The organism is Halomonas sp. McH1-25, from assembly GCF_022348165.1.
Taxonomy (GTDB): Bacteria; Pseudomonadota; Gammaproteobacteria; order Pseudomonadales; family Halomonadaceae; genus Modicisalibacter.
In genome coordinates this window covers 217,594-243,534 of the sequence record NZ_JAKRFI010000004.1, presented here as the reverse complement: position 1 = coordinate 243,534, position 25,941 = coordinate 217,594, and the positions used below count along the sequence as shown (strand labels likewise).

The window sequence follows — 25,941 nt, the reverse complement described above, 5'->3', positions numbered from 1 at the left end:
GGCTAACAAGGGCATGAGGGTCGGCCGGTTAACAAGATGCGGGGGCGTTGAATAAGTCCTTGCCGGGGTTGAATTTGTAGCTCATGCGTATCTGGCTAACTTAGGTTATTAAACCAAATATACAGATGATACAGAATGTGTCAGAGCTGCCACGCAAGCGTTTACGCGCTTGCGGGGTGTCAACTGACCGGAGATCATCTGAACGTGAACCTGCAAGACAGTGCTATCGTCCAACAATTCAAGCAGCATTGTTCTTTGTCTGAGAAAGAAAAGGTTCTCCTGCTCGAGTTGGAGCAAAATCCCATCAAGGTGAATGCCGGAGACATCATCTGGCAGGAAAACAGCAAAGTCGATCAATTCTGCACCATCAGCCAGGGATGGGCCTATTCCTTTCGCAACTTGGGGGATGGTAGCCGGCAGATACTCAAGGTCTATCTGCCCGGGGACATCATAGGCATGCGCGACTTCGCTTTCTCGAATCGCCTGGCTGGCGTGGCAATGATAGACGATGGCATTGTCAGCCCCTTTTCCCATGAACATTTATTGAAAATCTTTCGCAAATCCACGGCACTGACGGCTGGCCTTTTCGCCATAGCCTGCCGTCAGCAGGCGATACTGACCGAGCGTCTGATCTACCTGGCCCGGCGAACGGCGCAACAGCGACTGGCGCATTTTCTCTACGAAATGTTCCTGCGTCTGGAGCGCATCGGGGCCGTCAACAATGGGCGCTTTCGTCTGCCGCTGTCCCAGGAGCAACTGGGCGACATCCTGGGCCTCAGTGCCGTGCATGTCAGCCGTACATTCACGGCGTTTCGTGAAGAAGGCTTGGTGTTGCGTGATCGACACCGTGTCACGCTGCCCGATCCCGAGGCGCTGGCCCTGGTGGCGGAGTTCGATGGTAGTTACCTGAACGATGCGGTGCCCGCCCTGTTCTTCGATCGGGCGTGGCAGTCGCATATGCTGGCGGGAACGGCTGCCTGGAATGAGGAAACGATGCCGGGAAAGCCTCGCACGTCCTCAGCGGACTGATCGCTCTATCGGGGAAAATTCTCGCTCAGGTAGTCGATGAACTGTCGAATCTTGGGCGACAGGTGGCGATGACGTGGATAGACCGCCCAGACGGCCGTACCCGTGAACTGTAGGTTGTCGAGTACCGATATCAGACTGCCGCTGGCGAGATGTTCCTCGACGTAATAATCGGGCAACTGCGCCAGCCCGAGCCCTTTCAGGGCGGCGTCCAGCAGGGCAGGTCCCGAGTTGGCTTGCCAGCGTCCGTTGACTCTTACCTCACGCCGCTGACCCTCGACCTCGAATAGCCAGTAGTCCCGCGAGCCCACCAGACACCGATGGCCGGCTAACTCCGCCAAGCTGTGCGGACGTGGCACCTGAGCGAAATACGCCTTTGACCCGACCACGTATTCGCGACGCTCGCACAGGCGACGGGCGATCAGGCTGGAATCCTTGAGCACGCCCATGCGAATGGCGACATCGAAACCTTCGTCGATCAGGTCGACCTGCCGGTTGGTGAAATGCATGCGTACCTCCAGTTGGGGATGCAAACGCTGGAAAGCGTTGACCAGCGGCGCAATGTAACGCTCGCCGAACGTGGTTGCCGAGGTCAGCTTGAGTACGCCTTGGGGAGAAGACTGCAGATCGTTGATCGCGGCTTCCGCATCTCGAAATCCATCGAAGAGATGGCGGCAATAGTCGTAATACACGGCTCCGGCATCGGTCAGGCGAAGCCGACGCGTGGTGCGATAGAGTAATTGGCTACCGAGCTGATTCTCGAGCTGGGCGACCAGCCGGCTGACGTGCGAGGCGGAGACTCGCAGGTGCCGGGCGGCAGCCGAAAAGCTGCCGAGTCTGACGACTTCGCTGAACGCTTCGATACGATCCCAGCGCTGCATTGTTGCTCCCTGGCAATAATCTTGTGACGCCGGCCCCATTTATCGCAGGGTCGGATCTCGCCTAGACTGGAGGCATTGCCTTCCGTCCCGCGCTGTCTGCGCGGGCACTGTCATTATGCCATTGTTAGGAGAGCGCTTGATGAAATCCCGTGCCGCCATTGCCCTGGAAGCCGGCAAGCCGCTGGAACTCGCCGAGATCGACGTCGAAGGGCCGAAGGCCGGCGAAGTCCTGGTGCGCATGGCCGCGACCAGCGTATGCCACACCGATGCATTCACCCTGTCCGGCGCCGATCCCGAAGGGCTGTTCCCCTCGGTGCTCGGTCATGAAGGGGCCGGCGTCGTGCAGGAAGTCGGCGAGGGCGTGACCAGCCTGCAGCCCGGCGATCACGTCATTCCGCTCTATACCGCCGAGTGCGGCAAATGCAAGTTCTGTCTGTCGGGCAAGACCAACCTGTGCAGCTCGGTACGCGCCACGCAGGGCAAGGGGGTGATGCCCGACGGCACCTCGCGCTTCTCGCTCGATGGCAAGATGCTTCATCACTACATGGGCACCTCGACCTTCTCGGAGTACACGGTATTGCCGGAAGTGTCGTTGGCCAAGGTCTCGCCGGAAGCGCCGCTGGACAAGATCTGCCTGCTCGGCTGCGGCGTGACCACCGGCATCGGTGCCGTGCTCAACACCGCCAAGGTCGAGCCCGGCTCGACCGTTGCCGTGTTCGGCCTCGGCGCCATCGGCCTGGCGGTCATTCAGGGCGCACAGATGGCCAAGGCCTCGCGTATCATCGCCATTGACGTCAATCCCGACAAGTTCGAGTTGGCGCGTCAGTTCGGCGCGACCGACTTCGTCAATCCCAAGGACCATTCAGACCCGATTCAGCAGGTCATCGTCGACCTCACCGATGGCGGTGTCGATTACTCCTTCGAGTGCATCGGCAACGTCAACGTGATGCGTTCGGCGCTCGAGTGCTGCCATAAGGGCTGGGGCGAGTCGATCATCATCGGCGTGGCCGGTGCCGGCGAGGAAATCTCCACGCGCCCGTTCCAGTTGGTCACCGGGCGTGTCTGGAAGGGCTCGGCGTTCGGCGGTGTCAAGGGGCGCAGCGAGCTGCCCGGCTACGTCGACGACTACATGAACGGCAAGATCAAGATCGACGAGTTCATCACTCACGACATGCCCTTCGAGAAGATCAACGAGGCTTTCGACCTGCTCCATCAGGGCAAGAGCATTCGTACCGTGCTTCACTACTGAACAGGGAAGGGCGCCGCCTGTGCGGCGCCCGGTACGTCGCCAGACAAGGAGGACGCATGACCATGACCGAGACGTTGGAGCTGGTCTCCGCCAACAAGTGTTTTGGCGGCTGGCTCAAGCGCTACAAGCATCACGCCCGGGCGCTCGATTGCGAGATGACCTTCTCGATCTATCTGCCGCCCCAGGCGGAAGAGGGCAAGGTGCCGCTGCTGTGGTGGCTATCGGGGCTGACCTGCACCGACGAAAACTTCATGCAGAAGGCCGGCGCCCAGCGCGTCGCTGCCGAACTGGGCATCGCCATCGTCTGTCCCGATACCAGTCCGCGTGGCCTGGACCTGCCCGGCGAACACGACAGCTACGACTTCGGCTCGGGTGCGGGGTTCTATCTCAACGCCAAGCGCGAGCCGTGGGCGCGCCACTACCGGATGTACGATTACGTCAACGACGAGTTGCCGTCGGTGGTACGCCAGCATTTTCCGGTCAATGGACGCGAGTCGATCAGCGGCCACTCGATGGGCGGGCACGGCGCACTGGTGCTGGCGCTGCGTCAGCCGGGACGCTTCTCCTCGGTGTCGGCCTTCGCACCGATCGTCAATCCGATGGATGCCCCCTGGGGGCACAAGGCCTTCGAGAACTACCTGGGCGAGGAGCGCGGCGACTGGCGACCGTACGATGCTTGCGAACTGGTGGCAAAAGGCGCCTCGCGTCAGCCGCTGTTCATCGATCAGGGCGAGGCCGACCAGTTCCTCGAGGAACAGCTCAAGCCCGAACGCCTGGAAACGGTCTGCAAGACCCATGACCATCCTTTGACCTTGCGCCGCCAGCCGGGCTACGACCACAGCTACTACTTCATCGCGACGTTTATCGAGGAACATCTGCGTTATCACGCCAAGTATCTGAAGAAGTAGTCTCAACGTCGGTAGGCGTATCGATGCCGGCTGTGGGTGGCTCTGCCGAACCCATGGCCGGCATTGTTATACTGGGTGCGTCCAACACCGATAAGAGACCAAGACATGACGCAGGACTGGCCGCGCCGGGCGCTCCGCTATTTTCTCATCGCCATTGTCGGCTTCGTTGTCGTGTCGGTGCTGCTGGTACTGCTGCTGCGCGTCGTGCCGGTCTTCGGCTCGATGGTGATGGTCGAGCGCAAGTTCCAGGCGTGGTTTTCGGCGCAGTCGCTGAACATTCAGCATGACTGGACGCCATGGGAGCGCCTGTCCGATCAGGCCAAGCTGGCGGTGATCGCGGCCGAGGACCAGAAATTTCCCCAGCATCATGGCTTCGACTTCGATCAGATGCGCCGGGCGCTGATGGCCTGGCGCTCCGGCGATAGTCTGCGCGGCGCCAGTACCATCTCCCAGCAGACGGCCAAGAACCTGTTCCTGTGGACCGGGCGCAACTGGCTGCGCAAGGGGCTGGAAGCCTGGTTCACGGTACTCATCGAGCTGTTGTGGCCCAAGGAGCGCATTCTCGAGGTCTATCTCAACATTGCCGAGTGGGACAGCGGCGTGTTCGGGCTCGAAGCGGCCGCTAGACATTACTTCGGCGTTTCTGCCGCCGAGCTAAGCGTCAGCCAGGCCAGCCGGTTGGCGGCCATCCTGCCCAATCCCCGCGAGTGGAGTGCTTCTCGACCTTCGTCGTACGTGCTGCAACGCAGCCAATGGATTCAGCGCCAGATGCGTCAGTTGGGCGGGACGCGTTACCTCGAGCGCCTCTAGCCGGGTCGTGGGCGAAGCGATAGCGATACGGCCATGAACGCATGGCCGAACGGTTATTGGCCCTGGCGGCACGGGACCGCTATGGTGTCGGGACGTTTTCCACCACATAAGGCAACAGGACATGCCCCCCATCAAGATCGGTATCGTCGGTCTGGGCAAGATCGCCCGCGACCAGCATCTACCAGCCCTGGCGGCCAATCCCGACTTCGACCTCGTCGCCGTGGCCAGCCGCAACGCCTCCCAGGAGGGGGTTGCCAACTTCGCGACGCTCGACGAGATGCTGGAAGGCATGCCGGAACTCGATGCCGTCTCGCTGTGCACACCGCCCACCGTGCGTTACGGCCAGGCCCGTCAGGCACTGCGTGCCGGCAAGCACGTGATGCTGGAGAAGCCGCCGGGTGCCACGCTGAGCGAGGTCGAGGATCTGGCGCAACTCGCCGAGGCCTCGTCGGGCAGCTTGTTCGCGACTTGGCATTCGCGTCATGCCCCGGCCGTCGAGCCGGCCCGGCAGTGGCTGGCCTCACGCCGGATCCGCAAGGTTCATATCGAGTGGAAGGAGGACGTGCGCGTCTGGCACCCGGGGCAGCACTGGATCTGGGAGCCGGGCGGCATGGGGGTGTTCGATCCAGCCATCAACGCCCTGTCGATCGTTACCGCGATCCTGCCGCGCAACTTCTTCCTGCGTGAAGGTACCCTGCAAGTGCCCGAGAACTGCCAGGCGCCCATCGCCGCCAACCTTCGCTTCAGCGACAGTGAGGACACGCCGATCACGGCGGATCTCGACTTTCTGCAGACCGGCCCGCAGACCTGGGATATCCACATCGAGACCGATGAGGGCAACCTGGCCTTGCGCAAGGGGGGCAGCCAGATGTTCGTCGATGACCGCCTGGAGCATGAGGCGCCGGAGCAGGAATATCCGGGGCTCTACGCGCGTTTCGCCGAACTCGTTGCGCGTTGCGAGAGTGAGGTCGATGTGGCGCCGCTACGTCATGTCGCCGATGCCTTCCTGCTGGGGCGTCGCGAGACGGTGGCGGCTTTCCACGACGAGGGCTAACTGGCCAACGGCTAGATAGGTACGGCCATCTGGCGCTGATGGGCAATGATCTCGCGCAACGTGCTCATCAGCGCGGCGGCGCCGGGGGACAGGCGCTGCTTGCGCAGGCTGACCAGGCCATAGGGCTGAACGCTGAGCGTCTCGGTGAAAGGCAGGACGCGAAAACGCTGGGGGGCGCATAGCAGGTCGGCGACTTCGCGCGTGGTCAGCGTCAGGGTATCCGACTTGGCGACCAGAGCCAGTGACACCAGCACATCGGGCGTATCCACGATCCGGTCAGGCGCGTCGATACCGTGATGCATCAGCAGGTGTTCGACCCGTTGACGCATCAAGGCGCCCGGTGGCTGCAACGACCACGGGTAGGCCACCATGTCCGCCAGCGTCGGCTGCGCCTTGCCCGCCAGTGGGTGGCCTTCCCGGCAGACGAAGCAGATTTCCTCTTCGCCGATTTCCTCGAACACGAAATGCTCCGGGGCGAATCCCTCCGGAATACGCGTGATGGCGAAGTCGAACTCGCCTTGTAGCAGGCGCGGAATCAGTGCCTTGCTGACGTCCACATCGACACGCACCTTGAGCCCCGGCAGGTCGCGATGGACACGCTCGATGGCGCTGGTCAGCAGGGTGACCGCCGGCGCCATCACTGTGCCCACCGAGACGACACCGGCGTTGCCATCACGCAGGGCGTTGAGTTCGTCACCGGTGTGATGCAGCTCGGAGAGGATGCTGCGGGCATGACGGACCATGATCTCACCATACCAGTTGGGTGTGACCCCGCGTGAATGGCGGTCGAACAGGGCCACACCCAACTGATTTTCAAGATCGCCGAGCAGCTTGGAAGCCGCCGGCTGGCTCATCGACAGACTGGCCGCGGCGCGGTGCAGGTTGCGATGCTCGTCCAGGGCAAGAAACAACTGTAAATGGCGTAACTTTAGTCTTACGCGAAGAAACCAGTCGGGCGGCAGCGCCCCCATCGTGTGCTTTCTGCTCATTGGTCGATAGCCATTGTGGTATCTGTTTTTATAAATAGAGTGATTAGTGAGTCCTCCCTCGGCCGTCTACCGTAAAAAACGCAGTGCGTCTCTACTCCCAGAGCGGCAATAGCCACGCAATGCCCGACCGGCAGACAGGAGCCCTACCTCATGTTTCGACTCACGACCTTACCATGGCTAGCACTAACGGCTGGCATGGCTAGCCTGCTAAACATAGCGCAAGCCAATGATGATAGCAGCTCAGTACGGGGCATCGAAAAGTCGACGTTCGGCCAGCTTCCCGACGGCCGTACCGTCGACGTCTATCGGCTATCCAACGCCAATGGCATCACGATGCGTGTCATCAATTACGGTGGTATCATCGTGTCGTTGAAGACACCCGATGCCCAGGGAAATTTCGACGATATCGTGCTGGGTTTCGACTCTCTTGAAGGCTACCTGTCCGAGACCTATCGTCAGGCCAACCCCTATTTCGGCGCGCTCATCGGTCGCTACGGCAACCGTATCGACGGAGGCGAATTCACTCTGGAAGGTACGCGCTATCAACTGGCAACCAACGATGGCGACAATCATCTTCATGGCGGTAACCGAGGCTTCGATCAGGTGCTGTGGAGCGCCAAGCCTTTCGATGATGAGAGCGGTGTTGGCGTCGTTCTTTCCTACGTCAGCCCCGACGGAGAAGAAGGCTATCCGGGCAGGCTCGAGACCGAGGTCACCTACACCCTGACCGATGCCGATGCGCTGGACATTGCTTACCGCGCCACGACGACGAAGCCGACACCGGTCAACCTGACTCAGCACAGCTACTTCAACCTCGACGGTGAAGGCAGCGGCAGCATCCTCGATCATCGTCTGATGATCAATGCCGAGGCCTTCACGCCAGTGGACGAAACGTTGATTCCCACTGGCGAAATCAGGCCGGTCGCCGGAACGCCCTTCGATTTTACCGAGCCGACACCGATCGGCGAACGCATCGAACAGGACAACCGGCAACTGGCCTTCGGCAAGGGTTACGATCACAATTTCGTAATCAAGCGTGAATCGCCCCAGAGCGACGAATCGGTACTGGCGGCCCGGGTCTGGGAGCCGGACAGCGGACGAATGCTGGAAGTGGAAACCACCGAGCCGGGAATCCAGTTCTATTCCGGTAACTTTCTCGATGGCCGGCTGACCGGTAAGCAGGGCGAGCCCTACGAGCATCGATCGGGGTTGGCTTTGGAAACCCAGCATTTCCCTGATTCACCCAATCAGGAAGAATTTCCCTCGACGATTTTGCGTCCTGGCGAAAGCTATCAATCCCATACGATCTACCGGTTTTCTACCCAGTCTTCCCCAAAAAACAGCGACTAGATCGTTCTCGGCACATGAGCCGGTGGACTATTTGCCACCGGCTTTTTTGTGACTCGCCAAAAGACTGAGAATACTTTAGTCGCAAGGTGCTCTTGCACATAAGCCACGCATTGCCCATGACATAAGGGCTTCTCATTCAGGGATATCGGTATGTATATGGCGGTTTCCGGAAAGGGGTATTGGTTGGTTATCTAGGCGTTATCTATTGTCAGCAACGTAACAACGACATGCTCATGTCGTTCTGCAAAACAAGAATGCCCTGCGGGGCAAAGGAGCTCGCCTGATGTCTTTCACTCATTCCCTTTCCCGCCTGGTGCTTGGTGTTGGGCTGGCACTCGGCTCGTTCAGTGCCGCACACGCCGCCGAAGACGACGTCAAGATAGGATTTATCGTCAAGAAACCCGAGCAGGCCTGGTTCATCAATGAACAGGATGCCGCCACCCAGTTGGGCGAAGAGATGGGCTTCGACGTGGTCAGGCTAGCCGGGGAAGACGGCCAGCAGGTCCTCAGCGCCATCGATAACCTGAATTCCCAAGGCGCTCAGGGTTTCGTGATCTGTCCGCCTGACGTGCGTCTGGGGCCGGCGATCATGAACCGCGCCGAGCAGTACGGCATGAAGGTCGTGACGGTCGACGATCGCTTCGTCGGGCCCGATGGCCAGCCCATGGAAGACGTGCCGCACCTGGGGATGTCGGGCTACAAGATCGGCCAGCAGGTCGGCAATGCCATCGCCGAGGAAATGAAAGCGCGTGGCTGGGACCCCGAAAATGTCGCTGCACTGCGCATTACCAACTACGAGCTGCCCACCGCCAAGGAGCGTACCGACGGCGCTACTGCGGCGCTGCTCGAATCCGGCTTCAAGGAAGCCAACATCTTCGATGCGCCGCAGCAGAATACCGATACCAGCAGTGCCTTTGCGGCGGCCTCGCCGGTGCTCTCCAAGAATGGCGATTATGAACACTGGGTCATCTATGCGCTCAACGAGGAAAGCGTACTGGGTGGTGTACGTGCCAGCGAGCAGTATGGCCTGAGTCCCGACCAGGTCATCGGCGTGGGCATCAACGGCTCCGGGGCGGCGTTTGCCGAGTTCTCCCGCGAGAAGCCCACCGGCTTCCATGGCACCGTGGCAGTGAGCTCCACCATGCATGGGCAGCAGACCGCAGAGAATCTCTACCAGTGGATCAGCGAGGGCGAGAAGCCACCGGCCAACACCGAAACCACCGGGACCCTGATGACCCGAGACAACTGGGAACAGGTACGCAAGGACTTGAACCTGTAGCGCCCATCCGCCCATGGCTCGGCATTCCATGGGCGGGACCTGTCTCACTCCAGCGGAGTCATCCCATGAGCGAACCCTATCTTCGCGTCGACGGCATTACCGTCGAGTTTCCCGGTGTGCGTGCACTCGACGGTGTCAGCTTCGGTGTCAAGTCGGGTGAGGTACACGCCTTGATGGGCGAGAACGGCGCCGGCAAGTCGACACTGCTCAAGGTGCTAAGTGGCGTCAACAAGGTCACTGGCGGGGCACTGTGGATCGATGGCGAGCGGCACGTCTTCGCCAACGCGCGTGAAGCTCTGGCGCAGGGTATCGCCATCATCTACCAGGAACTGACCCTGTCGCCCAACCTGTCGGTGGCCGAAAACCTGCTGCTCGGTCAGTTGCCTGAGCGGCGTGGTTTCATCGACCGTCGTCAATTGCGCGAGCGTGCCGTCAAGGTGCTGCACGATCTGGGCGAGGAGGGGATACATCCCTCGACCAAGGTGCGCGACCTGTCGATTGGCCAGCAGCAGATGATCGAGATCGGTCGAGCCCTGTTGCGCGACGCGCGGATCATCGCCTTCGACGAGCCCACCAGCAGCCTCTCGGTACAGGAAACGCGACATCTCAAGCGCATCGTGGCGCGCCTGCGCGACGAAGGACGCGTGGTGCTCTATGTCACCCATCGCATGGAAGAAGTTTTCGAGATGTGCGACGCCGTCACCGTGTTCCGTGATGGCAAGCATATCCGTACTCATGAGTCGCTCGAGGATATCGATAACGACATTCTGGTCAGCGAGATGGTCGGACGCGAGATCGAGGATGTCTACGGCTACCGGTCGCGCCGGACGGGCGAGCCGTTGATGCGCGTCGAGGGCCTGCTTGGGCGCGGCGTGCGCAAGCCGGTCAGCTTCGAGGTCCGGCGTGGCGAGGTATTGGGCCTGTTCGGGCTGGTCGGTGCCGGGCGCAGCGAATTGATGCGCCTGGTCTGTGGCGTCGAAAAGGCCAGCGCGGGCGTGGTGCGCTTCGCCGGCGAGGAGCGACGCTTCGCCAGCCCCCGCGAGGCCATCCGGGCCGGCATCGCCATGTGTCCCGAGGATCGCAAGTCGCAGGGCATCTTCCCGGTGGCCAGTGTCGCCGACAACCTCAACATCAGTTGCCGGCGTTTCTTCCAGCGCTGGGGCGTGTTCCGCCATCCCGGGCGGGAAATCGCCAACGCCAACGATTACATCCGCCAGTTGAGCATCAAGACGCCTGATGCCAGGACCCGCATCAGCACGCTGTCGGGCGGCAACCAGCAGAAGGTCATCCTGGCGCGCTGGCTCGCCGAAGAGATCGAGCTGTTCGTGATGGACGAGCCGACTCGCGGCATCGATGTCGGCGCCCGCCGCGACATCTACTCCTTGCTCTACGACTTGGCCGAGCAAGGCAAGAGCGTGGTGGTGATCTCCAGCGATCTTGCCGAGGTCAGCTCGATCTGTGACCGGGTCGGCGTGATGCGCGACGGTGAACTGATCGACATCGTGCCTCGCGACGAGGCCACGCCAGAACGTCTCCTGGGGCTGGCGCTGCCGGCCTGATCCGCTTCGAAGAGGACAAGACCATGTCTACCGAAAAATTGGCCAAGGCCGGCACGGCGTCGAGCGGCGACACGTCAGGCCGTACGGGCATGCCCAAGGCGTTGCGTACCCTGCTCGACACCTCGGGCCTGATCGCCATCTTCATTCTGCTGTTCATCGGCCTGTCGGTGCTGGTGCCCGACTTCCTGACCGGGCGCAACATTGTCGGCCTGCTGCTCTCGGTGACGCTGATAGGCACTATCGCCACGACCATGATGATGGTGCTGGCACTGGGCGAGGTCGATTTGTCCGTGGCCTCGATCGTCGCCTTCGCCGGCGTCGTGGCGGCGGTCATCACCTCGACCTCGGGCAGCGTGGTCATCGGCGTGCTCGGCGGCGTGGCCGCGGGCGGTGCGGTCGGCGCCTTCAACGGTTTCGTGGTGGCGCGCTTCGGCATCAACTCGCTGATCGCCACCCTGGCGGCCATGGAGTTCGTGCGCGGCCTGGCCTACATCACCTCCGGCGGCGACGCGGTGATGATCACCGTGCCGGGATTCTTCGAGCTGGGCAGCGCCTCCTTCCTGGGCCTGACCCTGCCGGTGTGGACGATGATCGTGTGCTTCGTGATCTTCGGCGTACTGCTCAACATGACCGCTTTCGGGCGCAACGTGCTGGCCACCGGCGGCAACGCCGAGGCGGCGAGCCTGGCCGGGGTCAACGTGCGCCGACTCAAGATTACCGTGTTCGCGCTGCAGGGCGTGGTTGCCGGCATTGCCGGGGTGCTGCTGACCTCACGCATGGGCCTTGGCGATCCCAACACCTCGTTGGGACTGGAACTTGCCGTCATCTCGGCCTGTGTGCTGGGGGGCGTGTCGCTGTCCGGTGGGGTGGCGTCGATCACCGGCGTGCTGGTCGGCGTACTGATCATGGGCTGCGTGCAGAATGCCATGGGCCTGCTCAACGTGCCGACGTTCTATCAGTACTTGGTGCGCGGGGCGATTCTGCTGCTGGCGGTGATGTTCGATCGCTGGAAACAGACTCGGCGAGCCAAGGCATAAGGAGCTGACACTCACCCTGATTGCAGGTTCAAAGGAAAGCGACATGATTGTCATCCAATCCGTCGAATGCGTATGGGCAGGTCGCGCCCAGCTTGGTGAAGGGCCAGTGTGGTGTCCCGAGCGGGGCGAGCAGGGCGAAGTACTCTTCGTGGATATCCTGGGGGGACAGTTGCATGCCCACGATATCGCCTCGGGCCAGACGCGTAGCTGGTCGCTCGAGGAACCCTGCTGCTGGCTGGTGGCGCGCCGCGACGGGGATGGTTTCATCGCCGGGCTGCGCTCACGCCTGGTTCATCTGCGCGTCGATGAGGATGGACCCTGCATCGTGAGCGCCTGGGCGACACCCGACGGCGAACCGCCCGGCAATCGTTACAACGATGCCAAGGCCGACCGTTGGGGACGGCTCTGGTTCGGCTCCATGGACGATGCCGCCGAACGGGCCACGGGGGCACTTTACCGTCTCGATGAACGGGGCGTCGTCAAGGTCGACGGCGGCTACCGTGTCGCCAATGGACCGGCGGTCAGCCCCGACGGCACTACGCTCTACCACAGCGACACGCCCAGCCGGGTCATCTATGCCTTCGATGTTACTCCTGAGGGCGAGCTGACCGGCAAGCGCAAGCATATTACTTTTTCGGGCACGCAGGGCTGCCCCGACGGTATGACCTGTGATGCCGAAGGCGGGCTCTGGGTCGCCCATTGGGACGGTGGTCGCGTGAGCCGCTTTACGCCGGAAGGCCGGCTGGACGAGACGATCCCCATCCCGGCATCGCGGGTGACGTCCTGCACCTTTGCCGGTCGCGACCTGAATCAGCTCTATATTACCACTGCCGCCACCGAGCGAGACGGCGAGGCGCTGGCAGGGGCGCTGTTTCGGGTGAGGGTGGGAGTGAAAGGCGTGTCGTCGGCCACATTCCGATGCCCAGTATCGCCAGCGTCCGTCACCGATCTGAGCGCATGACACGCCGACTGCAAGGCAAGCGTATTTTCGTGACGGGTGCCGCTGCAGGGATCGGCGCCGCCATCGCTCGGGCCTGTGCCGAGCAGAGCGCTGCCGTGTGCCTCGCCGATATCGATTTGCCGGGCGCGCAACGGCTGGCCGAGTCACTGACCGACGCCGGTCACGAGGCCGTCGCCATCGAGTGCGACATTGCCGAGCGGACCTCGGTGGAGGCCGCCATGAACGAGGCTCGCCGCGCCTTTGGGCCGCTAACGACGCTGATCAACAATGCAGGGCGGAACGTCTTCCACGAGCCATTGGCCATGCCCGACGAGGCTTGGCGGCAGTGCATGGCGATCGATCTCGAAGGGGCCTGGCACTGCAGTCGTGCCGTGCTGCCCGACTTTCTGTCACAAGGCGCTGGGGCCATCGTCAATATCGCCTCGACGCATGCCTTCTCGATCATCAAGGGCTGCTTTCCCTATCCAGTCGCCAAGCATGGCCTGCTCGGCCTGACCCGAGCGTTAGGCATCGAATATGCTGCACAGGGCGTGCGCGTCAACGCCATCGCGCCGGGGTATATCGCGACCTCGGCCGTCGATGCCCACTGGCAGAGTTTCGATGACCCGGCCGCAGCGCTGGCGCAGGTCGAAGCGTTGTTGCCACCCGGGCGCTTGGGCCGCCCCGAAGAAATCGCCATGACCGCTGTCTTCCTGGCCTCCGACGAAGCTCCCTTCATCAATGCCAGCTGCATCACTGTCGATGGGGGGCGCAGTGCGGTCTATCACGATTGAGATGTACTGACGCAGAACGGGGCGGGTCCATGGACCCGCCCCGTTGCATGCCGCGGTCGACTGCCGGTGGTTAGTCCTGCGGCAAGGCATAGACCGCGATCTGATCGCCGACCTGCTGCTTGAGGATGGTATTGCCGCCGCCAATGAAGGCAACGTATTGGCGACCCTCGTACTCGTAGACCGCCGGATTCGAGACGGAAGGTGCCTCGACCTGGTTCGACCACAACTCGTCGCCGGTTTCCAGCGAGTAGGCGCGCACCTTGGCGTCCATCGATGCACCGATGAATATGACGCCGCCGGCCGTTACCGCCGGACCACCGATGGTGGGCGAGCCCCAGCTTTCCGGCATGAAAAAGCCGTATTGCTGCGAAGCGCCTACCGGACGCCGCCATTTCACATCGCCGGTAGTCATGTCGAGGGCGACGATCTCGCCGTAGGGCGGTTCCCAGCAGGGCATGCCCAGCCAGTTCAGCGCCACCTTGAGACGCATGCCGTAGGGCGCGCCTTCCTGGGGCGAGAAGCCGACCTCGTTGCCCGAACCGCTATCGGCCTGTTCGTAATCCTCGCGGCTATAGAGCTTGAGATACTGCACGATATGCGAGGTGTTGACGATGGCCGTCTGGCTCTCGGGATCGAAGGCCACGCCGCCCCACTGCACGCCGCCGGAGCTGTCCGGATAGGTCAGCGTACCTTCGCCGCGGGTGGTCGGTGGAGTGTACATGCCCTCGTACCAAAGATCGTCCCACAGCGCCGAACACTGGCCGCCACTGACCGCATCGGCAAGCCACCAGACCTTGGGCTTTTCGGCCTGGTCGAGTAGTGGGGCGGGCTTGGTCGGGAAGGGCTGCGTCGGCGCATAGACCTCGCCCTCGACGGTACCGTCGCCACCCGGGACCGGACGTTCCTCGATCGGCCAGACGTCCTCGCCGGTGAGGCGATTGACGACGAACAAGAAGCCCTGTTTGGTGGACTGGATCAGCGCCGGGATCTCCTCGCCACCGACGGTGATGTCCATCAGCGTCGGTGCGGCGTTGATATCGTAGTCCCAGATGTCGTGGTGGACCCATTGGCGCGACCAGACCACTTCGCCGGTGTCGATGTCGAGCGCCGTTGTAGACGTCGCCAGCGGCACTTCCTCGGTGCGGTTGCCGCCCCAGTAATTGGGCGACGGCGAGGAGACCGGCAGGTAGACGAGGCCGTTCTGCTCATCCGCGGACATGTGCGTCCACACGTTGGCCGTGCCGCTCTGCTCGCGCATTTCCTCGGGCAGGACCTCGAAGGTCCACTCGCGCTCACCGGTGCGGGCGTCGATCGAGAACACGGTGCCGGGCGGGGCCTGCTCGGAGGCCCAATCCTTGCCGGCCCAGCCGAGGATCAGATGGTCGCCGACCACGGTCGGCGGTTGCAGCAGCGACAGCGGCCAGCGATCGTTGGTGTCGTTCCACTGGTTGACGTCGAGCATACCGTTGTTGGCGAATCCCTGACATTGCTCGCCGGTATCGGCATCGACCGCGAAGAGCTGGGCATCCATCGTGCCGATATAGACGATCTTCTGGCAGGGCTCGCCGGCGACCGGCTCGTCCGCTTGCCAGTAGGCGACGCCGCGGTTCTTGAGTGCGGTCTGGGTCATCGCCTCGAGCGTGGACTGGGTGTCGAAACTCCACTTCTCTTCGCCGGTCGCAGGATCGAGGGCCAATATCCGATAGAACGGCGTGCCGATGTAGAGCGTATCGTTGGCGAAGACCGGCGTTGCGGACCACACGGTGGGCGGCAGCTCGCCCGAGCCATCCGCCACGTCCCCGGTGTGCACCTCCCAGACCTTTTCCAGGTCGCCGACGTTATCAGCGGTGATCTGGTCGAGCGGACTGTATTTCTGCGCGTTGAGCTGGCCGTGGAAGCTGTCCCAGGTCGGCTGCTCGGGAACCAGCGGGATCGACACGGCGGCCGGTTCGTCAGCAGGTGCGTCTTGCAGTGCGGCGCTTCCCTGCGTGGCCGGCTGATCTTGGCTAGCCGGTGGTTCCTGCGCCAACAGGGAGGCAGGAGCTATGCACAGTAGCAGCGCCGTGGCTGTGCCGAGACGTTGCGCGGTGATTCCTAAGGTCGGCATTGGGTAGTTCCTCATGGATGGGCGGGGCGAGTCGTGTGGGGCGTACGGCACATATCGAGGATCAGCCCAACGAAGCCGACCACCATGGCGACACCGATCCACCATTGATGAAGCAGGAGTCCGGCGACAAAGGTAGCGACAAGGCCTATCAGAACCAGCACGCGCAGCGCGATACGGGCACCGCGCCCTTTCAGGGCGGCGAGCAAGAGCGCCATGAGAGCGAGGGCCAGGCAGGCCAGGATGACCACAAGCGCACCGAGCGTACCGGTGACGCCGGTCAGCGGAGTGATATAGGCATAGAGAGCAACGGCAAGCCCAGCGAGGGCAGCCGCCAGCAGCACGATGGCACCCGCTCGGGACGAGGAAGATTGCGTCATAGCGTTTCTGTCTCCTTGTGAGACTGAGGGGAACACCGGAGGTCCGTTCCGACCTGATTTTAGTTAGCAGGGAAACAATAGGCCCATTAGGTTAGCAGAAAGTAGCATTACGTTAACCAGGACAACGCTACGCGGTGCATTCGGCCGTGCCGGCGCATTGGCTGGGCAAGACACAAAAGCCTTCCGTCGCGCTATCCTGTGCCGAACCATTCGACAGGAGACGCTGGATGACCATTACGCTGGAAAATACCTTGCTCAGATTGGAAGTTTGCCCCGAGGTGGGTGGTTCGGTGGTGCGCTTCGAGGCACTGCGCAAGGACGGGGCCGTCGATCTTTTTCGGCCCGGCAACCCAGAGGAGACCGATCCCAACCGCATGGCGCTGTATCCGCTGGTGCCATGGTCCAATCGCATCAGTGGCGGCGGTTTCGACTGGCAGGGGGAACATTATCCGCTGGCGCCCAACCGTGACGACCAACGCTTGCCTATCCATGGCGACGGTTGGCAGCAGGCCTGGACGGTACGTCAGCGCACCGCCAACCAACTGACTCTGGCGCTGGAATCCAACCATCAGCCACCGTTCGACTATCGGGCCTCGCTGATTTACCGTATCGACGGGGCGGCGCTGACGGTCGAGCTGGTCGTCACCCACCTGGGCCAAACACCGGCCCCATATGGCATGGGTCTGCATCCCTGGTTCCCGCGGACCGATGACGTACGCATCGATGCACCGTGCGATGGCGTCTGGGAGGTGGACAGCGAGCAGTTGCCGACCCAATGGCGTGCCATTGCGGAAAGGCCCGAGTGGGATTTCCGTCATGCCGGCACGTTGCCTGCAGCGCAGATCGACAATCTGTTCACCGGCTGGAACGGGCATGCCCGGTTACGCTGGCCGTCACGCGACTTGACCCTGTACATTGATACCGACCCGGCCTGTCCGCGATATCTCGTCTACTCTCCGGGGGCAGGTGCAGACTTTTTCTGTTTCGAACCGATCACTCATGACGTTGACGCCCATCATCGTCAAGCCCCGCTCGACCATGGATTGATCGAGCTTGGCAAGGGCCAGACGTTCCGGTCGCGTTATCGTTTCCAGGTCACTGCGTAATTTCCGTTCCGGTCATCGCATAGCCTGGGTTTTTGCGACGTGTCCGGTCATGGCGTCAGCGTCCGAAAGGAGGCAAGCATGACCAAGACGATTCTCGGCAGGCAGTACATTGCCGGCACCCGCGTTGCCGAGGGTGGGCACACCGAGCTGTACAGTATCGATGCCGTCACCGGGGAGGCCTACGCACAACCGTTCTACGAGGCCACGCCGCAGGATGTGACGGCAGCGGCGCGGGCCGCTGCCGATGCCTTTCATCCTTTTCGTGCCATGACCCCGGAAAAACGCGCCCAGTTTCTCGATACCGTCGCCGATGAAATCGATGCCCTGGGCGACGACTTCATCGCCGAGGTGAAACGCGAGACGGCGCTGCCCGAAGGACGCCTGACCGGTGAGCGTTCGCGCACCACCAACCAGTTGCGACTGTTTGCCACGCTGCTGCGTCGCGGCGATTTCCTCGGGGCGCGCATCGACCGGGCCGATCCTGAGCGCCAGCCGCCCAAGCCGGACCTGCGGCAGATGAAACTGGGGCTGGGGCCGGTTGCGGTGTTCGGCGCCAGTAACTTCCCGTTGGCGTTCTCGGTGGCCGGGGGCGATACCGCTTCGGCGCTTGCTGCCGGCTGTCCGGTGGTGGTCAAGGCGCATCCGGGGCACTTGGTTACCTCGGAGCTGGTTGCCAATGCCATCGTGCGTGCCGTGGAAAAGGCCGGCCTGCCGAATGGGGTGTTCAACATGATCTACGGCGACCGGGTCGGCGCTCAACTGGTTCAGGAGCCGGCGATCAAGGCCGTGGGATTCACCGGTTCTCAGCGTGGTGGCCGGGCGCTGTTCGACCTGGCCAATGCACGCCCCGAGCCGATTCCGGTGTTTGCCGAGATGTCGAGCATCAATCCGATGTTCCTGCTCGACACGGCACTCGAGCAACGCGGTGACGAGATTGCCAAGGGGTTGGCCGGCTCGGTGACGATGGGCTGTGGCCAGTTCTGTACCGGCCCGGGCCTGATCGTCGCTCAGCGCTCGCCCGAAACGACGCGTTTCATCGAGACGCTGGGCGAGCATATCCGCGATCTGCCTGGCCAGACCATGCTCAATGCCGGCATTCTCGACAACTACCAGGAGCGCATCGAGCGCTACAAGGGACTGGCCGGGATGCAGGCCGCCGCGGTCGGGCCGGCCGAGGAAAACCAGGCCGCTGCGCACCTGTTCAAGGCGGAGAAAGCGCTGCTCTGGTCCAATGAATCGCCGCTGCTCGAGGAAGTGTTCGGGCCGTCGACCATCGTCGTCGAAGTGGACGGTCCCGAAGAACTGGTCGATGCCGCCCGTCTGCTCGATGGCCAGTTGACGGCGACGATCATGGCGGAGGAGGTCGACCTGGTACGTCAGCGCGGCCTGATCGAGGTTCTCGAGGATAAGGTCGGCCGTCTGCTGTTCAACGGCTACCCTACCGGGGTCGATGTCTGCGACTCCATGGTGCATGGCGGCCCGTATCCGGCAACCACCGATTCCCGCGGCACCTCGGTGGGTACATTGGCCATCGAGCGCTTCCTGCGTCCGGTGTGCTATCAGAACATGCCGGAGTCATTCCTGCCCGAGCCGCTCAAGAGCGACAACCCGCTGGGGCTGTTGCGACTGGTCGATGGCGAATACACCCGGGACGCACTGACCTGAGCACTGCACCGTCACCGCACTGAACGGTGATGCGCGAGCAGAAGCACGGCATGTCGACGCCTGCCTTTCCGGCAGGCGTCGTTGTGTTGGATAATCCCACAACCTATGAGACAGGGCGGGAGAGAGCGTTGCCAAATGCAGTGACGTGGCTGGAATCGACATTACGCCGAATCTCCGTCGGCAAGCATATGGCGATTGCGGCGTTGACGTTGGCGTTGCCCATGACAGCACTCATCACCGTCAGTGTGACGGTACTGCAGCATCAGGAGCGTGAGCTGCATCACACCATCGATGAAGCGGTGAACCTGCTTGTGCCCCTGGCCACGCTGGAATACGACCTGCAGCGCGCCCTGACCGATGCACTGTCGGCAGAAACCGGCGAGCCCGTGCCGGACTACGGCGGTCTGACGTCGGCCATCGATCCACCGCTAGCGAGGTACGGACTGCGGAGGAATTGCTCGAAGCTGCCGACCGGGCGCTCTACCAGGGCAAGCGGGCCGGTCGAGGACAGGTCGTGCTGGGCTAGGTCATAGCCCGGCGTGGATGGCGATAAAGCGTTCTTCGGGAATGATCGGCAGCATTTCGAAACCCGGGCGGGCGAAGTAGAAGCCCTGTTGTTGGCCAATGCCTTGGCGGCATAGCCACAGCGACTCTTCGGCGGTTTCCACGCCTTCGGCCACCAACTGAATGCCAAGTTCCCTGGCCATGTTCGCGGTGGCGCGGACCATGGCTTGTCGGCGCAGATCGCGATCGATGTTCATGACCAGCTGGCGATCGATCTTGAGGGTATCGGGGGTCAGGTCGGTAAGCAGGTCGAGGTTGGCATAGCCGGCGCCGAAATCGTCGAGAGCCGTGGTAAAGCCCAGGGCGTGGTAGGTATCGATGATGTTGCGCAGGTGGCCACGATCCGTGACGTATTCGCTCTCGGTGAGCTCGAAGTTGATCTGCGGGGTTGGCCAGCCGACGCGCTGGCAGGCTTCCAGGGTCGCCTGGATGCAGGCGTTGGGCTCGTAGACGGCGTTGGGCAGAAAGTTGATCGACAGCTTGGCCTGCATGTCCAGCCGGCTGGCCAGTTCGATGGCCTTGACGCGGCAGGCCTGATCGAACAGATACAGCAGCGTGTCATCGACCTGGCCGAGAATCTGGCCGGCAGACTGGCCTTCAAGGCCGCGCACCAAGGCCTCATAGGCAACGATCCTGGCCTGCTCTACATCGACGATGGGCTGAAATGCCATGCTGAATTCGAACGGCAGTTCCCCGTCGCAACGGCCGCAATGGCCGTTGACTCTTGCACAATGACCCATCCCCGTTTCCTTGCATCTTGTCTGGACCTAGACTCACGCTTATCGGCAGAAATGCCGGGTTCTTAAGCTTTCTCGTTACGCTTGGGGGCGGGGGCGGCACCGGTCTTGATCACCAGCATCACGCCGAGGATAGCCACGCCCATGCCGGTCAGGGCCACGGGCCCCAAGGTTTCATCGAACAGGAGCCAGGCCTCGAGTGCAGTCAGTGGAGGTACCAGATAGAACAGGCTGGCGACGCGCGAGGCCGCACCGCGCCGGATCAGGGCCATCAGCAGTAAAATGGCGCTGATCGACAATCCCAGTACCAGCCACGCTAGCGTCGCCGCAAAGACCGGCGTCCATGTGACTTGACGAGTTTCGAACAACAGAGCAGCCAGGCCCAGTGCCATGCAGGCGGCCAGGCACTGCACCATGCTGCCACCCAACAGCGGCATATCGCTGCAGAAACGCTTCTGATACAGGGTGCCCGTAGAGATGGCGATCAGCGATGCGAGAACGCACACCAGGGCAGCGATGCCGAACCCGTCGAATACGCCACCGTTGCCCGGAGCCAACTTGCCGCTGAGCACGAGGGTGATGCCGAGCAGTCCCAGTACCAGGCCCAGCCATTGCCAGCGCGATAGGCGCTCACCAAGCAGGGGCAGGGCCAGCACCGAGGTCAGCAGCGGCTGCAGACCGACCAATAGCGAGGCTAGCCCGGCCGGCAGCCCGAGATCGATGGCATAGAACACGCCGCTGAGATAGACGCCATGCATCAGCAGACCGGTCACTGCGATATGCCCCCAGAGCACTCGGGAACGGGGCCAGGACGCCTTAAACAACCACATCAGCGGCAGCATCAGCATAACGGTCAGGACGAAGCGGATGAACAGAAACGTGAACGGTTCGGCGTAGGGCAGGCCGAACTTGGCACCGATGAATCCGGTACTCCACAGAAGCACGAAAAGCGCCGGCATCGCGTTGGGCCACATGGCTTGCGAGCGTGAGGCAATCGTCGAGGTGACGCTCATGGACGGGGGGCTTGGTTAGGTGTCTCACGCTCGTTGTCCGAGCGGCGAATCGGCATGTTGTCGATGATGTCGAAGACTTGACGTGGAGGCACGAAGCCCTCCAGTTGCATCTTCTTGCCGCCATCCATGCCCACCAGAATGACTGTCAGCGGACCGTCCGGCGACACGTCCATGGCCTCGAGTACGGCCTGCGTCTCGTACGGCGTCATTGGGCGTCCGGCGCGGTGACCGTTGCCGGCCTCGATGCTGTAAAGCACCATCTTGCGCTGCTCGAACGCATCCCGCTGCGCCTGAAGTTGCATGCGTATGCGATGGTAGTCGGCGTTGTCGAGACTCGGCGTCACCAGGATCAGCGGGCGAAACAAGCCCCGGTCGGTGACCAATGGGTTGGCCGGGTTGTCGGCCGCGAGCGCATGACCTGATGAGGGCAGGCCGATCGTCAGCGTTACCAGACCCAGGAGAGTGAACCAGTACCTTAATCGGAGCATGGCGAGTGTGAGGGAGTCGGTTACGGAACTTCAGCAAAACAGATTCATGGATGAAGCGCCACTGCTGCGACGAGGGATAGGCGTCTCGGCGGTCGTGCTTTGGTCTAAGGACGTTAAAAGCTTGTAAATTGGTCTGACCGGCGCGAGCCCAATCGCCATGTGGCCGGGCGGCGTTTTTCCTTGGAAAAACGTCCTGTGAGGAAGTCTTTGCGTTGACGGGGGCGGATGGAAAGCCAACGCAACTTGGCTAATGTGAGATTTGGGAAGTATTTCCATGGCGAAGCGGATTGCAGCAACCGCTGTGACGCGTTCGCAACATGGGAAAGAACAACAATCGACGTCAGCGTACCGCCATGTGCGCAGTCCGAATCCCAGGAGCATGTCATGCAATACAAGAACAATCAGCCATCTGCCATCACCGAAAACGCCAACGACGTTGTTTCGCAGGGAGACAATGCCGGCAAGCCACGGACTCGCCGTGACTTTCTCAAGGTTGCCGCCGCCGGATCCGCCGCAGCGGTCGCTGCACCCTGGATCGGCAATGCCCAGGCCCAGGAGGGCATCCGTATTCGCATGCAGTCCTCGTGGCAACCGGGGACCACCGGTTACAAGACGTTCGAAAACTGGGCGAACCGCGTCCAGGAACTGACCAGTGGCGAAGTCCACGTCGAGCCGTTTCCCGCCGGTGCGGTCGCCGGTGACTTCGAGGTCGCCGATGCCGTGCGTAACGGGGTACTCGAGGGCCAGAACTGGTTCACCGTCTACTGGCCCGGAAAGATGCCGGCTGGGGTCTTCCTCACCGCCTATCCCATGGGGTTATCGACGCCGCACCAGTGGGACATGATGTTCGGTGCCTATGGCGGCTTCGGCATCGCCAAGGATCTCTACCACAAGCAGGGCCAGGAATTCCTCGGCCATGTCCACCACGACATCAATCTCATTCACTCCAAGGTGCCGCTGCGTAGCCTCGATGATTTCAATGGCGTAAAGATCCGTATGCCCGGCGGTATCGTTGCCGAGACGTTCGCCTCCATCGGCGCGCGTACTACGCTGCTGCCGGGCTCGGAGGTCTACCCGGCCCTCGAGAAGGGCACCATCGATGCGTCCGACTATACCGGTGCGGCAGTCAACTACGAGTTGGGCTTCTGGCAGGTGACCGACTACATCATCCTGGGGCCGCCCTCGACACCCTGCCTGCATCAGGCCGTCGACCTGATGGACATCGGTATCAACCGGCGTGTCTTCGAACGCATGTCTCCGCAGGTCCAGGACCTCATGCACGAACTCGTCGCCGCCTACTCCCGCGAACATTACGCGGCAATCCAGGCCGCCAACGCCGAGGCCTGGCCCAAGTACGAGGAGAAGGGCGTCGAGATCATCCACCTCTCCGAAGACGACGCCGACCGCTTCCGCAAGGCCGCGATCCCGCTGTGGTTCAAGTGGGCCAACAAGGACCCCGATGCGACCCGGCTGTTCAAGGCTCACCTGCAAACCATGCAGGATCCCGCCGTGGCGCTGGTCACCGACGAGGACCTGGCCGGCCAACAGCTCAACGGCTGAATTCGCTTCCCATGCATCGCACCTGCGTCGTCTCCGCTGGAGGCGACGTATATGTGTGGGCGCATGTTCATGTGGGAACCGCGTTATCTGCAGGAGTGCTTCACGATGCCTAAGCGTCGCCACGGGAGAGGGACATGAATCTACAGGTCAATTTTATCCTGCCGCATTGGCTTTACTGGCTGGTCCTGCTGGCGCTGCCCCTGGTCGTGATGTGGCTGGTCGACCGCAGCTTTCGGCGCGGCGGTACCGTCAGCGGCAGTACCACCGCCGAAATTCCGGCCGGAAGTGAGGACGGTGCCGGCTATCGCCCGCCTGGCAATGCCCTGACCCGGGTCATCGACAAGGTCTCGGGATTTACGGGGCGCTATGTCGCGTACTGGTCGCTGATTGCCCCGCTGGTCTATTGCTACGAGGTGTTCGTTCGCTATGCCCTGAATTCCCCGACCAACTGGGCGCACGAATCGATGTTCCTGATGTTCGGCATGCAGTACCTGTTGGCCGGCGCCTTTGCGCTGCGCGAAGGCGGGCACGTGAAGGTGGATATTCTCTATACTCGCGCCGCCCCATTGACCAAGGCGGCGCTGGACCTGATGACCTCGGTGTTCTTTTTCATCTTCGTCCTGGCGTTGATTTCCACGGGGTGGAATTTCTTCGCGCAATCGGTCAATCAGGAGTTGTTCTTCTTTGGCGAGGGGTACGCCAACGAGACCTCGTTTACCGAGTGGGCGGTCCAATACTATCCGGTGAAATTCACCCTGGCGCTGGGTGGATTACTCCTGCTGCTGCAAGGCATCTCTCAGTTCATCAAGGATTGTCAGGCGTTTCGGCATGCCCGGCAGCATGACCGGGGCAGCCGTACGTTCGCCTGGCTGCTCGTACTGCTTGGCGTGTTGCTGGGAGCCTATGCGATCCATGAAATCGTCAACGTAGCTGTCAATGAATACGAGGCCTTCCCTCTGAGCGTGGAGAACAGCCTCTACCAGGTGGATATCGGCCTATTGACCGCGCTGATGTTCGGGACGCTGATGCTGGTATTGATGGCCGGCTTGCCGCTGGCTTTCGTCACCGGCGGGCTGGGCGTGGTGTTCCTGTACCTGGTCGGCGACCAGTTCATGCTCAACCTGATCCCGTCGCGCATCTTCCCGATGATGACCAATTATCAGCTCTCGGCAATTCCGCTGTTCATTTTCATGGCAGCGGTACTGGAGAAGGCGGGGCTGATCGAGGAATTGTTCGATACCGTCTACAAGTGGATGGGCGGGCTCAAGGCGGGCCTGGCGATTGCCACGATCGTTGCCTCGACCCTGCTGGCGGCCATGGTCGGCGTGATCGGGGCGGCGGTGGTCACCATGGGGCTGATCGCACTGCCGGCGATGCTCAAGCGCAAGTACGATCCCGAGATCGCCATCGGTTCGATCATGGCGGGGGGAACGCTGGGTATCCTGATTCCGCCCTCGATTCTGGCGATCATCTATGGTGTGGTGGCCCAGCAATCCGTGGGCGAGTTGTATCTCGGCTCGCTGATTCCCGGCCTGTTGCTGGCGGGCATGTATGCCTTCTACTGTTGGCTGCGCGGTACGCTCAATCCCAAGGCGGCGCCGCCGCTGCCCGTGGAAGACCGGGTAACTACCGCCGAGAAGCTGCGCCTGTTGCGCAAGATGCTGGCGCCCATCGTGCTGGTCATCGTGGTGCTCGGGGTGATCTTCACCGGTCTGGCTACACCCGTGGAGGCCGCCGGTATCGGCACGCTCGGCGCGATGATCGTGGCGGCCATGCATGGTCGCCTGACCTGGCCCAACCTGCATGCCGCCTGCATGACTACCCTGGTGGCTACCGCCATGGTGATGTGGATCATCTTCGGCGCGACCATCTTCGTCGGCTTCTACATCCTTCAGGGCGGTCAGGACTTCGTGCAGGAGCTGATCTCGGGCGCCGGCCTGGGGCCCTACGGCGTGCTGTTCGTGATGATGATCCTGCTGATCGCGCTGGGCATGTTCCTCGACTGGGTGGGCATCCTATTGCTGGCGGTGCCGATCTTCGTGCCGTTGATCCAGCCGTTGTCGTTCGACGGCCTACTCGGCTTGCCCGGTGTCGATGCCGGCGACGTGTCGCTGTGGTTCGGTGTCATCTACCTGGTCAACATGCAGATGTCGTTCTTGAGTCCGCCCTTCGGCTACGCCCTGTTCTACATCAAGGGGGTGTGTCCGCCGCACATCACCATGGCACAGATCTTCCGCTCGTCGCTGCCCTTCCTGGCCCTGCAGGCGCTGGGGCTGTTGTTGGTGATCCTATTCCCGGCCCTGATCACCTATCTGCCCAACCTGGTCTACGGCTGATCCCGGCCAGACCATCGTCCGGCCCGCCCCGTTAGGGCGGGCCGGATTTCGTCGAGGGACGGCTCGACAGTCGCTAAAGACTGGGCCAGAGTCATACAGGGCGTTTCGCACG

The 25,941-nt window shown here is 62.1% G+C and carries 23 protein-coding genes; 16 read left to right on the top strand and 7 right to left on the bottom strand.

Annotation, left to right across the window (positions count from 1 at the left end; all coding sequences use genetic code 11):
- The first annotated feature begins 255 nt into the window (after positions 1-255).
- The gene (locus tag MHM84_RS12595) at positions 256-1,029 is read left to right on the top strand and encodes a Crp/Fnr family transcriptional regulator (protein ID WP_275445760.1); all 774 of its coding nucleotides are present in this window, start codon (positions 256-258) and stop codon (positions 1,027-1,029) included.
- A 5-nt stretch (positions 1,030-1,034) separates the two neighbouring features.
- Here the strand turns inward: MHM84_RS12595 and MHM84_RS12590 are convergent, their stop codons facing one another.
- On the bottom strand, positions 1,035-1,907 hold the full coding sequence (locus tag MHM84_RS12590) for a LysR family transcriptional regulator (RefSeq protein ID WP_239266669.1): 873 nt from the start codon (positions 1,905-1,907) through the stop codon (positions 1,035-1,037).
- 139 nt (positions 1,908-2,046) lie between these two features.
- Here MHM84_RS12590 and MHM84_RS12585 point away from each other — a divergent pair, with 139 nt between their 5' ends.
- From MHM84_RS12585 to MHM84_RS12570, 4 genes are all read left to right on the top strand, one after another.
- A complete protein-coding gene (locus tag MHM84_RS12585) occupies positions 2,047-3,156 on the top strand; it encodes an S-(hydroxymethyl)glutathione dehydrogenase/class III alcohol dehydrogenase (RefSeq protein WP_239266667.1) in 1,110 nt (369 codons plus the stop codon).
- 56 nt (positions 3,157-3,212) lie between these two features.
- Positions 3,213-4,064 (top strand): S-formylglutathione hydrolase, encoded by an 852-nt coding sequence (gene fghA / locus MHM84_RS12580; protein WP_239266665.1) that lies wholly within the window; start codon positions 3,213-3,215, stop codon positions 4,062-4,064.
- Positions 4,065-4,169: 105 nt separating this feature from the next.
- Positions 4,170-4,874 carry a monofunctional biosynthetic peptidoglycan transglycosylase gene (gene mtgA / locus MHM84_RS12575; RefSeq protein ID WP_239266663.1) on the top strand — a complete coding sequence of 235 codons (705 nt, stop codon included), beginning with the start codon at positions 4,170-4,172 and terminating at the stop codon, positions 4,872-4,874.
- Positions 4,875-4,995: 121 nt separating this feature from the next.
- On the top strand, positions 4,996-5,928 hold the full coding sequence (locus MHM84_RS12570) for a Gfo/Idh/MocA family oxidoreductase (protein WP_239266661.1): 933 nt from the start codon (positions 4,996-4,998) through the stop codon (positions 5,926-5,928).
- 11 nt (positions 5,929-5,939) lie between these two features.
- On the opposite strand, the gene MHM84_RS12565 is transcribed toward MHM84_RS12570, so the two are convergent.
- Complete coding sequence (locus MHM84_RS12565; RefSeq protein WP_239266903.1) at positions 5,940-6,899, bottom strand: LysR family transcriptional regulator; 960 nt, start codon at positions 6,897-6,899, stop codon at positions 5,940-5,942.
- A gap of 168 nt (positions 6,900-7,067) precedes the next feature.
- On the opposite strand from MHM84_RS12565, the gene MHM84_RS12560 reads away from it, so the two are divergent.
- The 6 genes from MHM84_RS12560 to MHM84_RS12535 all read left to right on the top strand — a co-directional run bounded on the left by MHM84_RS12560 (position 7,068) and on the right by MHM84_RS12535 (position 13,876).
- Entirely contained in the window at positions 7,068-8,267 is a 1,200-nt protein-coding gene (locus MHM84_RS12560) for an aldose epimerase family protein (protein WP_239266659.1), read from the top strand.
- Between the two features lie 283 nt (positions 8,268-8,550).
- Positions 8,551-9,546 (top strand): arabinose ABC transporter substrate-binding protein, encoded by a 996-nt coding sequence (locus MHM84_RS12555; protein WP_239266657.1) that lies wholly within the window; start codon positions 8,551-8,553, stop codon positions 9,544-9,546.
- Between the two features lie 65 nt (positions 9,547-9,611).
- Positions 9,612-11,105, top strand: coding sequence for an L-arabinose ABC transporter ATP-binding protein AraG (gene araG / locus MHM84_RS12550; RefSeq protein WP_239266655.1), 1,494 nt, complete (start codon positions 9,612-9,614; stop codon positions 11,103-11,105).
- Positions 11,106-11,128: 23 nt separating this feature from the next.
- Positions 11,129-12,142, top strand: a complete 1,014-nt coding sequence (gene araH, locus MHM84_RS12545; RefSeq protein ID WP_239266653.1) for an L-arabinose ABC transporter permease AraH — start codon at positions 11,129-11,131, stop codon at positions 12,140-12,142.
- Positions 12,143-12,185: 43 nt separating this feature from the next.
- Entirely contained in the window at positions 12,186-13,103 is a 918-nt protein-coding gene (locus MHM84_RS12540; RefSeq protein ID WP_239266651.1) for an SMP-30/gluconolactonase/LRE family protein, read from the top strand.
- Positions 13,100-13,876 (top strand): SDR family oxidoreductase, encoded by a 777-nt coding sequence (locus MHM84_RS12535; protein WP_239266649.1) that lies wholly within the window; start codon positions 13,100-13,102, stop codon positions 13,874-13,876. The genes MHM84_RS12540 and MHM84_RS12535 overlap by 4 nt, the downstream gene beginning before the upstream one ends.
- A 70-nt stretch (positions 13,877-13,946) precedes the next feature.
- Here the strand turns inward: MHM84_RS12535 and MHM84_RS12530 are convergent, their stop codons facing one another.
- Complete coding sequence (locus MHM84_RS12530) at positions 13,947-15,983, bottom strand: pyrroloquinoline quinone-dependent dehydrogenase (RefSeq protein WP_239266647.1); 2,037 nt, start codon at positions 15,981-15,983, stop codon at positions 13,947-13,949.
- 11 nt (positions 15,984-15,994) lie between these two features.
- Positions 15,995-16,360 carry a hypothetical protein gene (locus MHM84_RS12525; protein WP_239266645.1) on the bottom strand — a complete coding sequence of 122 codons (366 nt, stop codon included), beginning with the start codon at positions 16,358-16,360 and terminating at the stop codon, positions 15,995-15,997.
- Between the two features lie 227 nt (positions 16,361-16,587).
- Between MHM84_RS12525 and MHM84_RS12520 the strand changes: the two genes are divergently transcribed.
- From MHM84_RS12520 to MHM84_RS12510, 3 genes are all read left to right on the top strand, one after another.
- Positions 16,588-17,466, top strand: coding sequence for an aldose 1-epimerase (locus tag MHM84_RS12520; RefSeq protein ID WP_239266643.1), 879 nt, complete (start codon positions 16,588-16,590; stop codon positions 17,464-17,466).
- A 78-nt stretch (positions 17,467-17,544) separates the two neighbouring features.
- Positions 17,545-19,131 carry an aldehyde dehydrogenase (NADP(+)) gene (locus MHM84_RS12515; protein WP_239266641.1) on the top strand — a complete coding sequence of 529 codons (1,587 nt, stop codon included), beginning with the start codon at positions 17,545-17,547 and terminating at the stop codon, positions 19,129-19,131.
- A 128-nt stretch (positions 19,132-19,259) separates the two neighbouring features.
- Positions 19,260-19,664, top strand: a complete 405-nt coding sequence (locus MHM84_RS12510) for a hypothetical protein (protein WP_239266639.1) — start codon at positions 19,260-19,262, stop codon at positions 19,662-19,664.
- Here MHM84_RS12510 and MHM84_RS12505 read toward each other — a convergent pair.
- The 3 genes from MHM84_RS12505 to MHM84_RS12495 form a co-directional block, all read right to left on the bottom strand.
- Complete coding sequence (locus tag MHM84_RS12505; RefSeq protein WP_239266637.1) at positions 19,659-20,435, bottom strand: EAL domain-containing protein; 777 nt, start codon at positions 20,433-20,435, stop codon at positions 19,659-19,661. The genes MHM84_RS12510 and MHM84_RS12505 overlap by 6 nt on opposite strands.
- Positions 20,436-20,497: 62 nt before the next feature.
- Positions 20,498-21,445: a DMT family transporter gene (locus MHM84_RS12500; RefSeq protein ID WP_239266635.1), complete on the bottom strand. Its 948-nt coding sequence runs from the start codon at positions 21,443-21,445 to the stop codon at positions 20,498-20,500.
- Positions 21,442-21,933, bottom strand: coding sequence for a DUF4174 domain-containing protein (locus MHM84_RS12495; RefSeq protein WP_239266633.1), 492 nt, complete (start codon positions 21,931-21,933; stop codon positions 21,442-21,444). Before MHM84_RS12495 ends, MHM84_RS12500 begins: the two co-directional genes overlap by 4 nt.
- Positions 21,934-22,317: 384 nt before the next feature.
- Between MHM84_RS12495 and dctP the strand changes: the two genes are divergently transcribed.
- Complete coding sequence (gene dctP / locus MHM84_RS12490; protein ID WP_239266631.1) at positions 22,318-23,493, top strand: TRAP transporter substrate-binding protein DctP; 1,176 nt, start codon at positions 22,318-22,320, stop codon at positions 23,491-23,493.
- A gap of 134 nt (positions 23,494-23,627) precedes the next feature.
- A complete protein-coding gene (locus MHM84_RS12485) occupies positions 23,628-25,829 on the top strand; it encodes a TRAP transporter large permease subunit (RefSeq protein ID WP_239266629.1) in 2,202 nt (733 codons plus the stop codon).
- Positions 25,830-25,941: the final 112 nt, after the last annotated feature.

Bases quoted from the DNA above. Each gene is read 5' to 3' on its own strand.
- MHM84_RS12590 (WP_239266669.1), bottom strand. From the start codon at position 1,907: ATGCAGCGCTGGGATCGTATCGAAGCGTTCAGCGAAGTCGTCAGACTC.
- MHM84_RS12585 (WP_239266667.1), top strand. From the start codon at position 2,047: ATGAAATCCCGTGCCGCCATTGCCCTGGAAGCCGGCAAGCCGCTGGAA.
- fghA (WP_239266665.1), top strand. From the start codon at position 3,213: ATGACCATGACCGAGACGTTGGAGCTGGTCTCCGCCAACAAGTGTTTT.
- mtgA (WP_239266663.1), top strand. From the start codon at position 4,170: ATGACGCAGGACTGGCCGCGCCGGGCGCTCCGCTATTTTCTCATCGCC.
- MHM84_RS12570 (WP_239266661.1), top strand. From the start codon at position 4,996: ATGCCCCCCATCAAGATCGGTATCGTCGGTCTGGGCAAGATCGCCCGC.
- MHM84_RS12565 (WP_239266903.1), bottom strand. From the start codon at position 6,899: ATGGGGGCGCTGCCGCCCGACTGGTTTCTTCGCGTAAGACTAAAGTTA.
- MHM84_RS12560 (WP_239266659.1), top strand. From the start codon at position 7,068: ATGTTTCGACTCACGACCTTACCATGGCTAGCACTAACGGCTGGCATG.
- MHM84_RS12555 (WP_239266657.1), top strand. From the start codon at position 8,551: ATGTCTTTCACTCATTCCCTTTCCCGCCTGGTGCTTGGTGTTGGGCTG.
- araG (WP_239266655.1), top strand. From the start codon at position 9,612: ATGAGCGAACCCTATCTTCGCGTCGACGGCATTACCGTCGAGTTTCCC.
- araH (WP_239266653.1), top strand. From the start codon at position 11,129: ATGTCTACCGAAAAATTGGCCAAGGCCGGCACGGCGTCGAGCGGCGAC.
- MHM84_RS12540 (WP_239266651.1), top strand. From the start codon at position 12,186: ATGATTGTCATCCAATCCGTCGAATGCGTATGGGCAGGTCGCGCCCAG.
- MHM84_RS12535 (WP_239266649.1), top strand. From the start codon at position 13,100: ATGACACGCCGACTGCAAGGCAAGCGTATTTTCGTGACGGGTGCCGCT.
- MHM84_RS12530 (WP_239266647.1), bottom strand. From the start codon at position 15,983: ATGCCGACCTTAGGAATCACCGCGCAACGTCTCGGCACAGCCACGGCG.
- MHM84_RS12525 (WP_239266645.1), bottom strand. From the start codon at position 16,360: ATGACGCAATCTTCCTCGTCCCGAGCGGGTGCCATCGTGCTGCTGGCG.
- MHM84_RS12520 (WP_239266643.1), top strand. From the start codon at position 16,588: ATGACCATTACGCTGGAAAATACCTTGCTCAGATTGGAAGTTTGCCCC.
- MHM84_RS12515 (WP_239266641.1), top strand. From the start codon at position 17,545: ATGACCAAGACGATTCTCGGCAGGCAGTACATTGCCGGCACCCGCGTT.
- MHM84_RS12505 (WP_239266637.1), bottom strand. From the start codon at position 20,435: ATGGGTCATTGTGCAAGAGTCAACGGCCATTGCGGCCGTTGCGACGGG.
- MHM84_RS12500 (WP_239266635.1), bottom strand. From the start codon at position 21,445: ATGAGCGTCACCTCGACGATTGCCTCACGCTCGCAAGCCATGTGGCCC.
- MHM84_RS12495 (WP_239266633.1), bottom strand. From the start codon at position 21,933: ATGCTCCGATTAAGGTACTGGTTCACTCTCCTGGGTCTGGTAACGCTG.
- dctP (WP_239266631.1), top strand. From the start codon at position 22,318: ATGCAATACAAGAACAATCAGCCATCTGCCATCACCGAAAACGCCAAC.
- MHM84_RS12485 (WP_239266629.1), top strand. From the start codon at position 23,628: ATGAATCTACAGGTCAATTTTATCCTGCCGCATTGGCTTTACTGGCTG.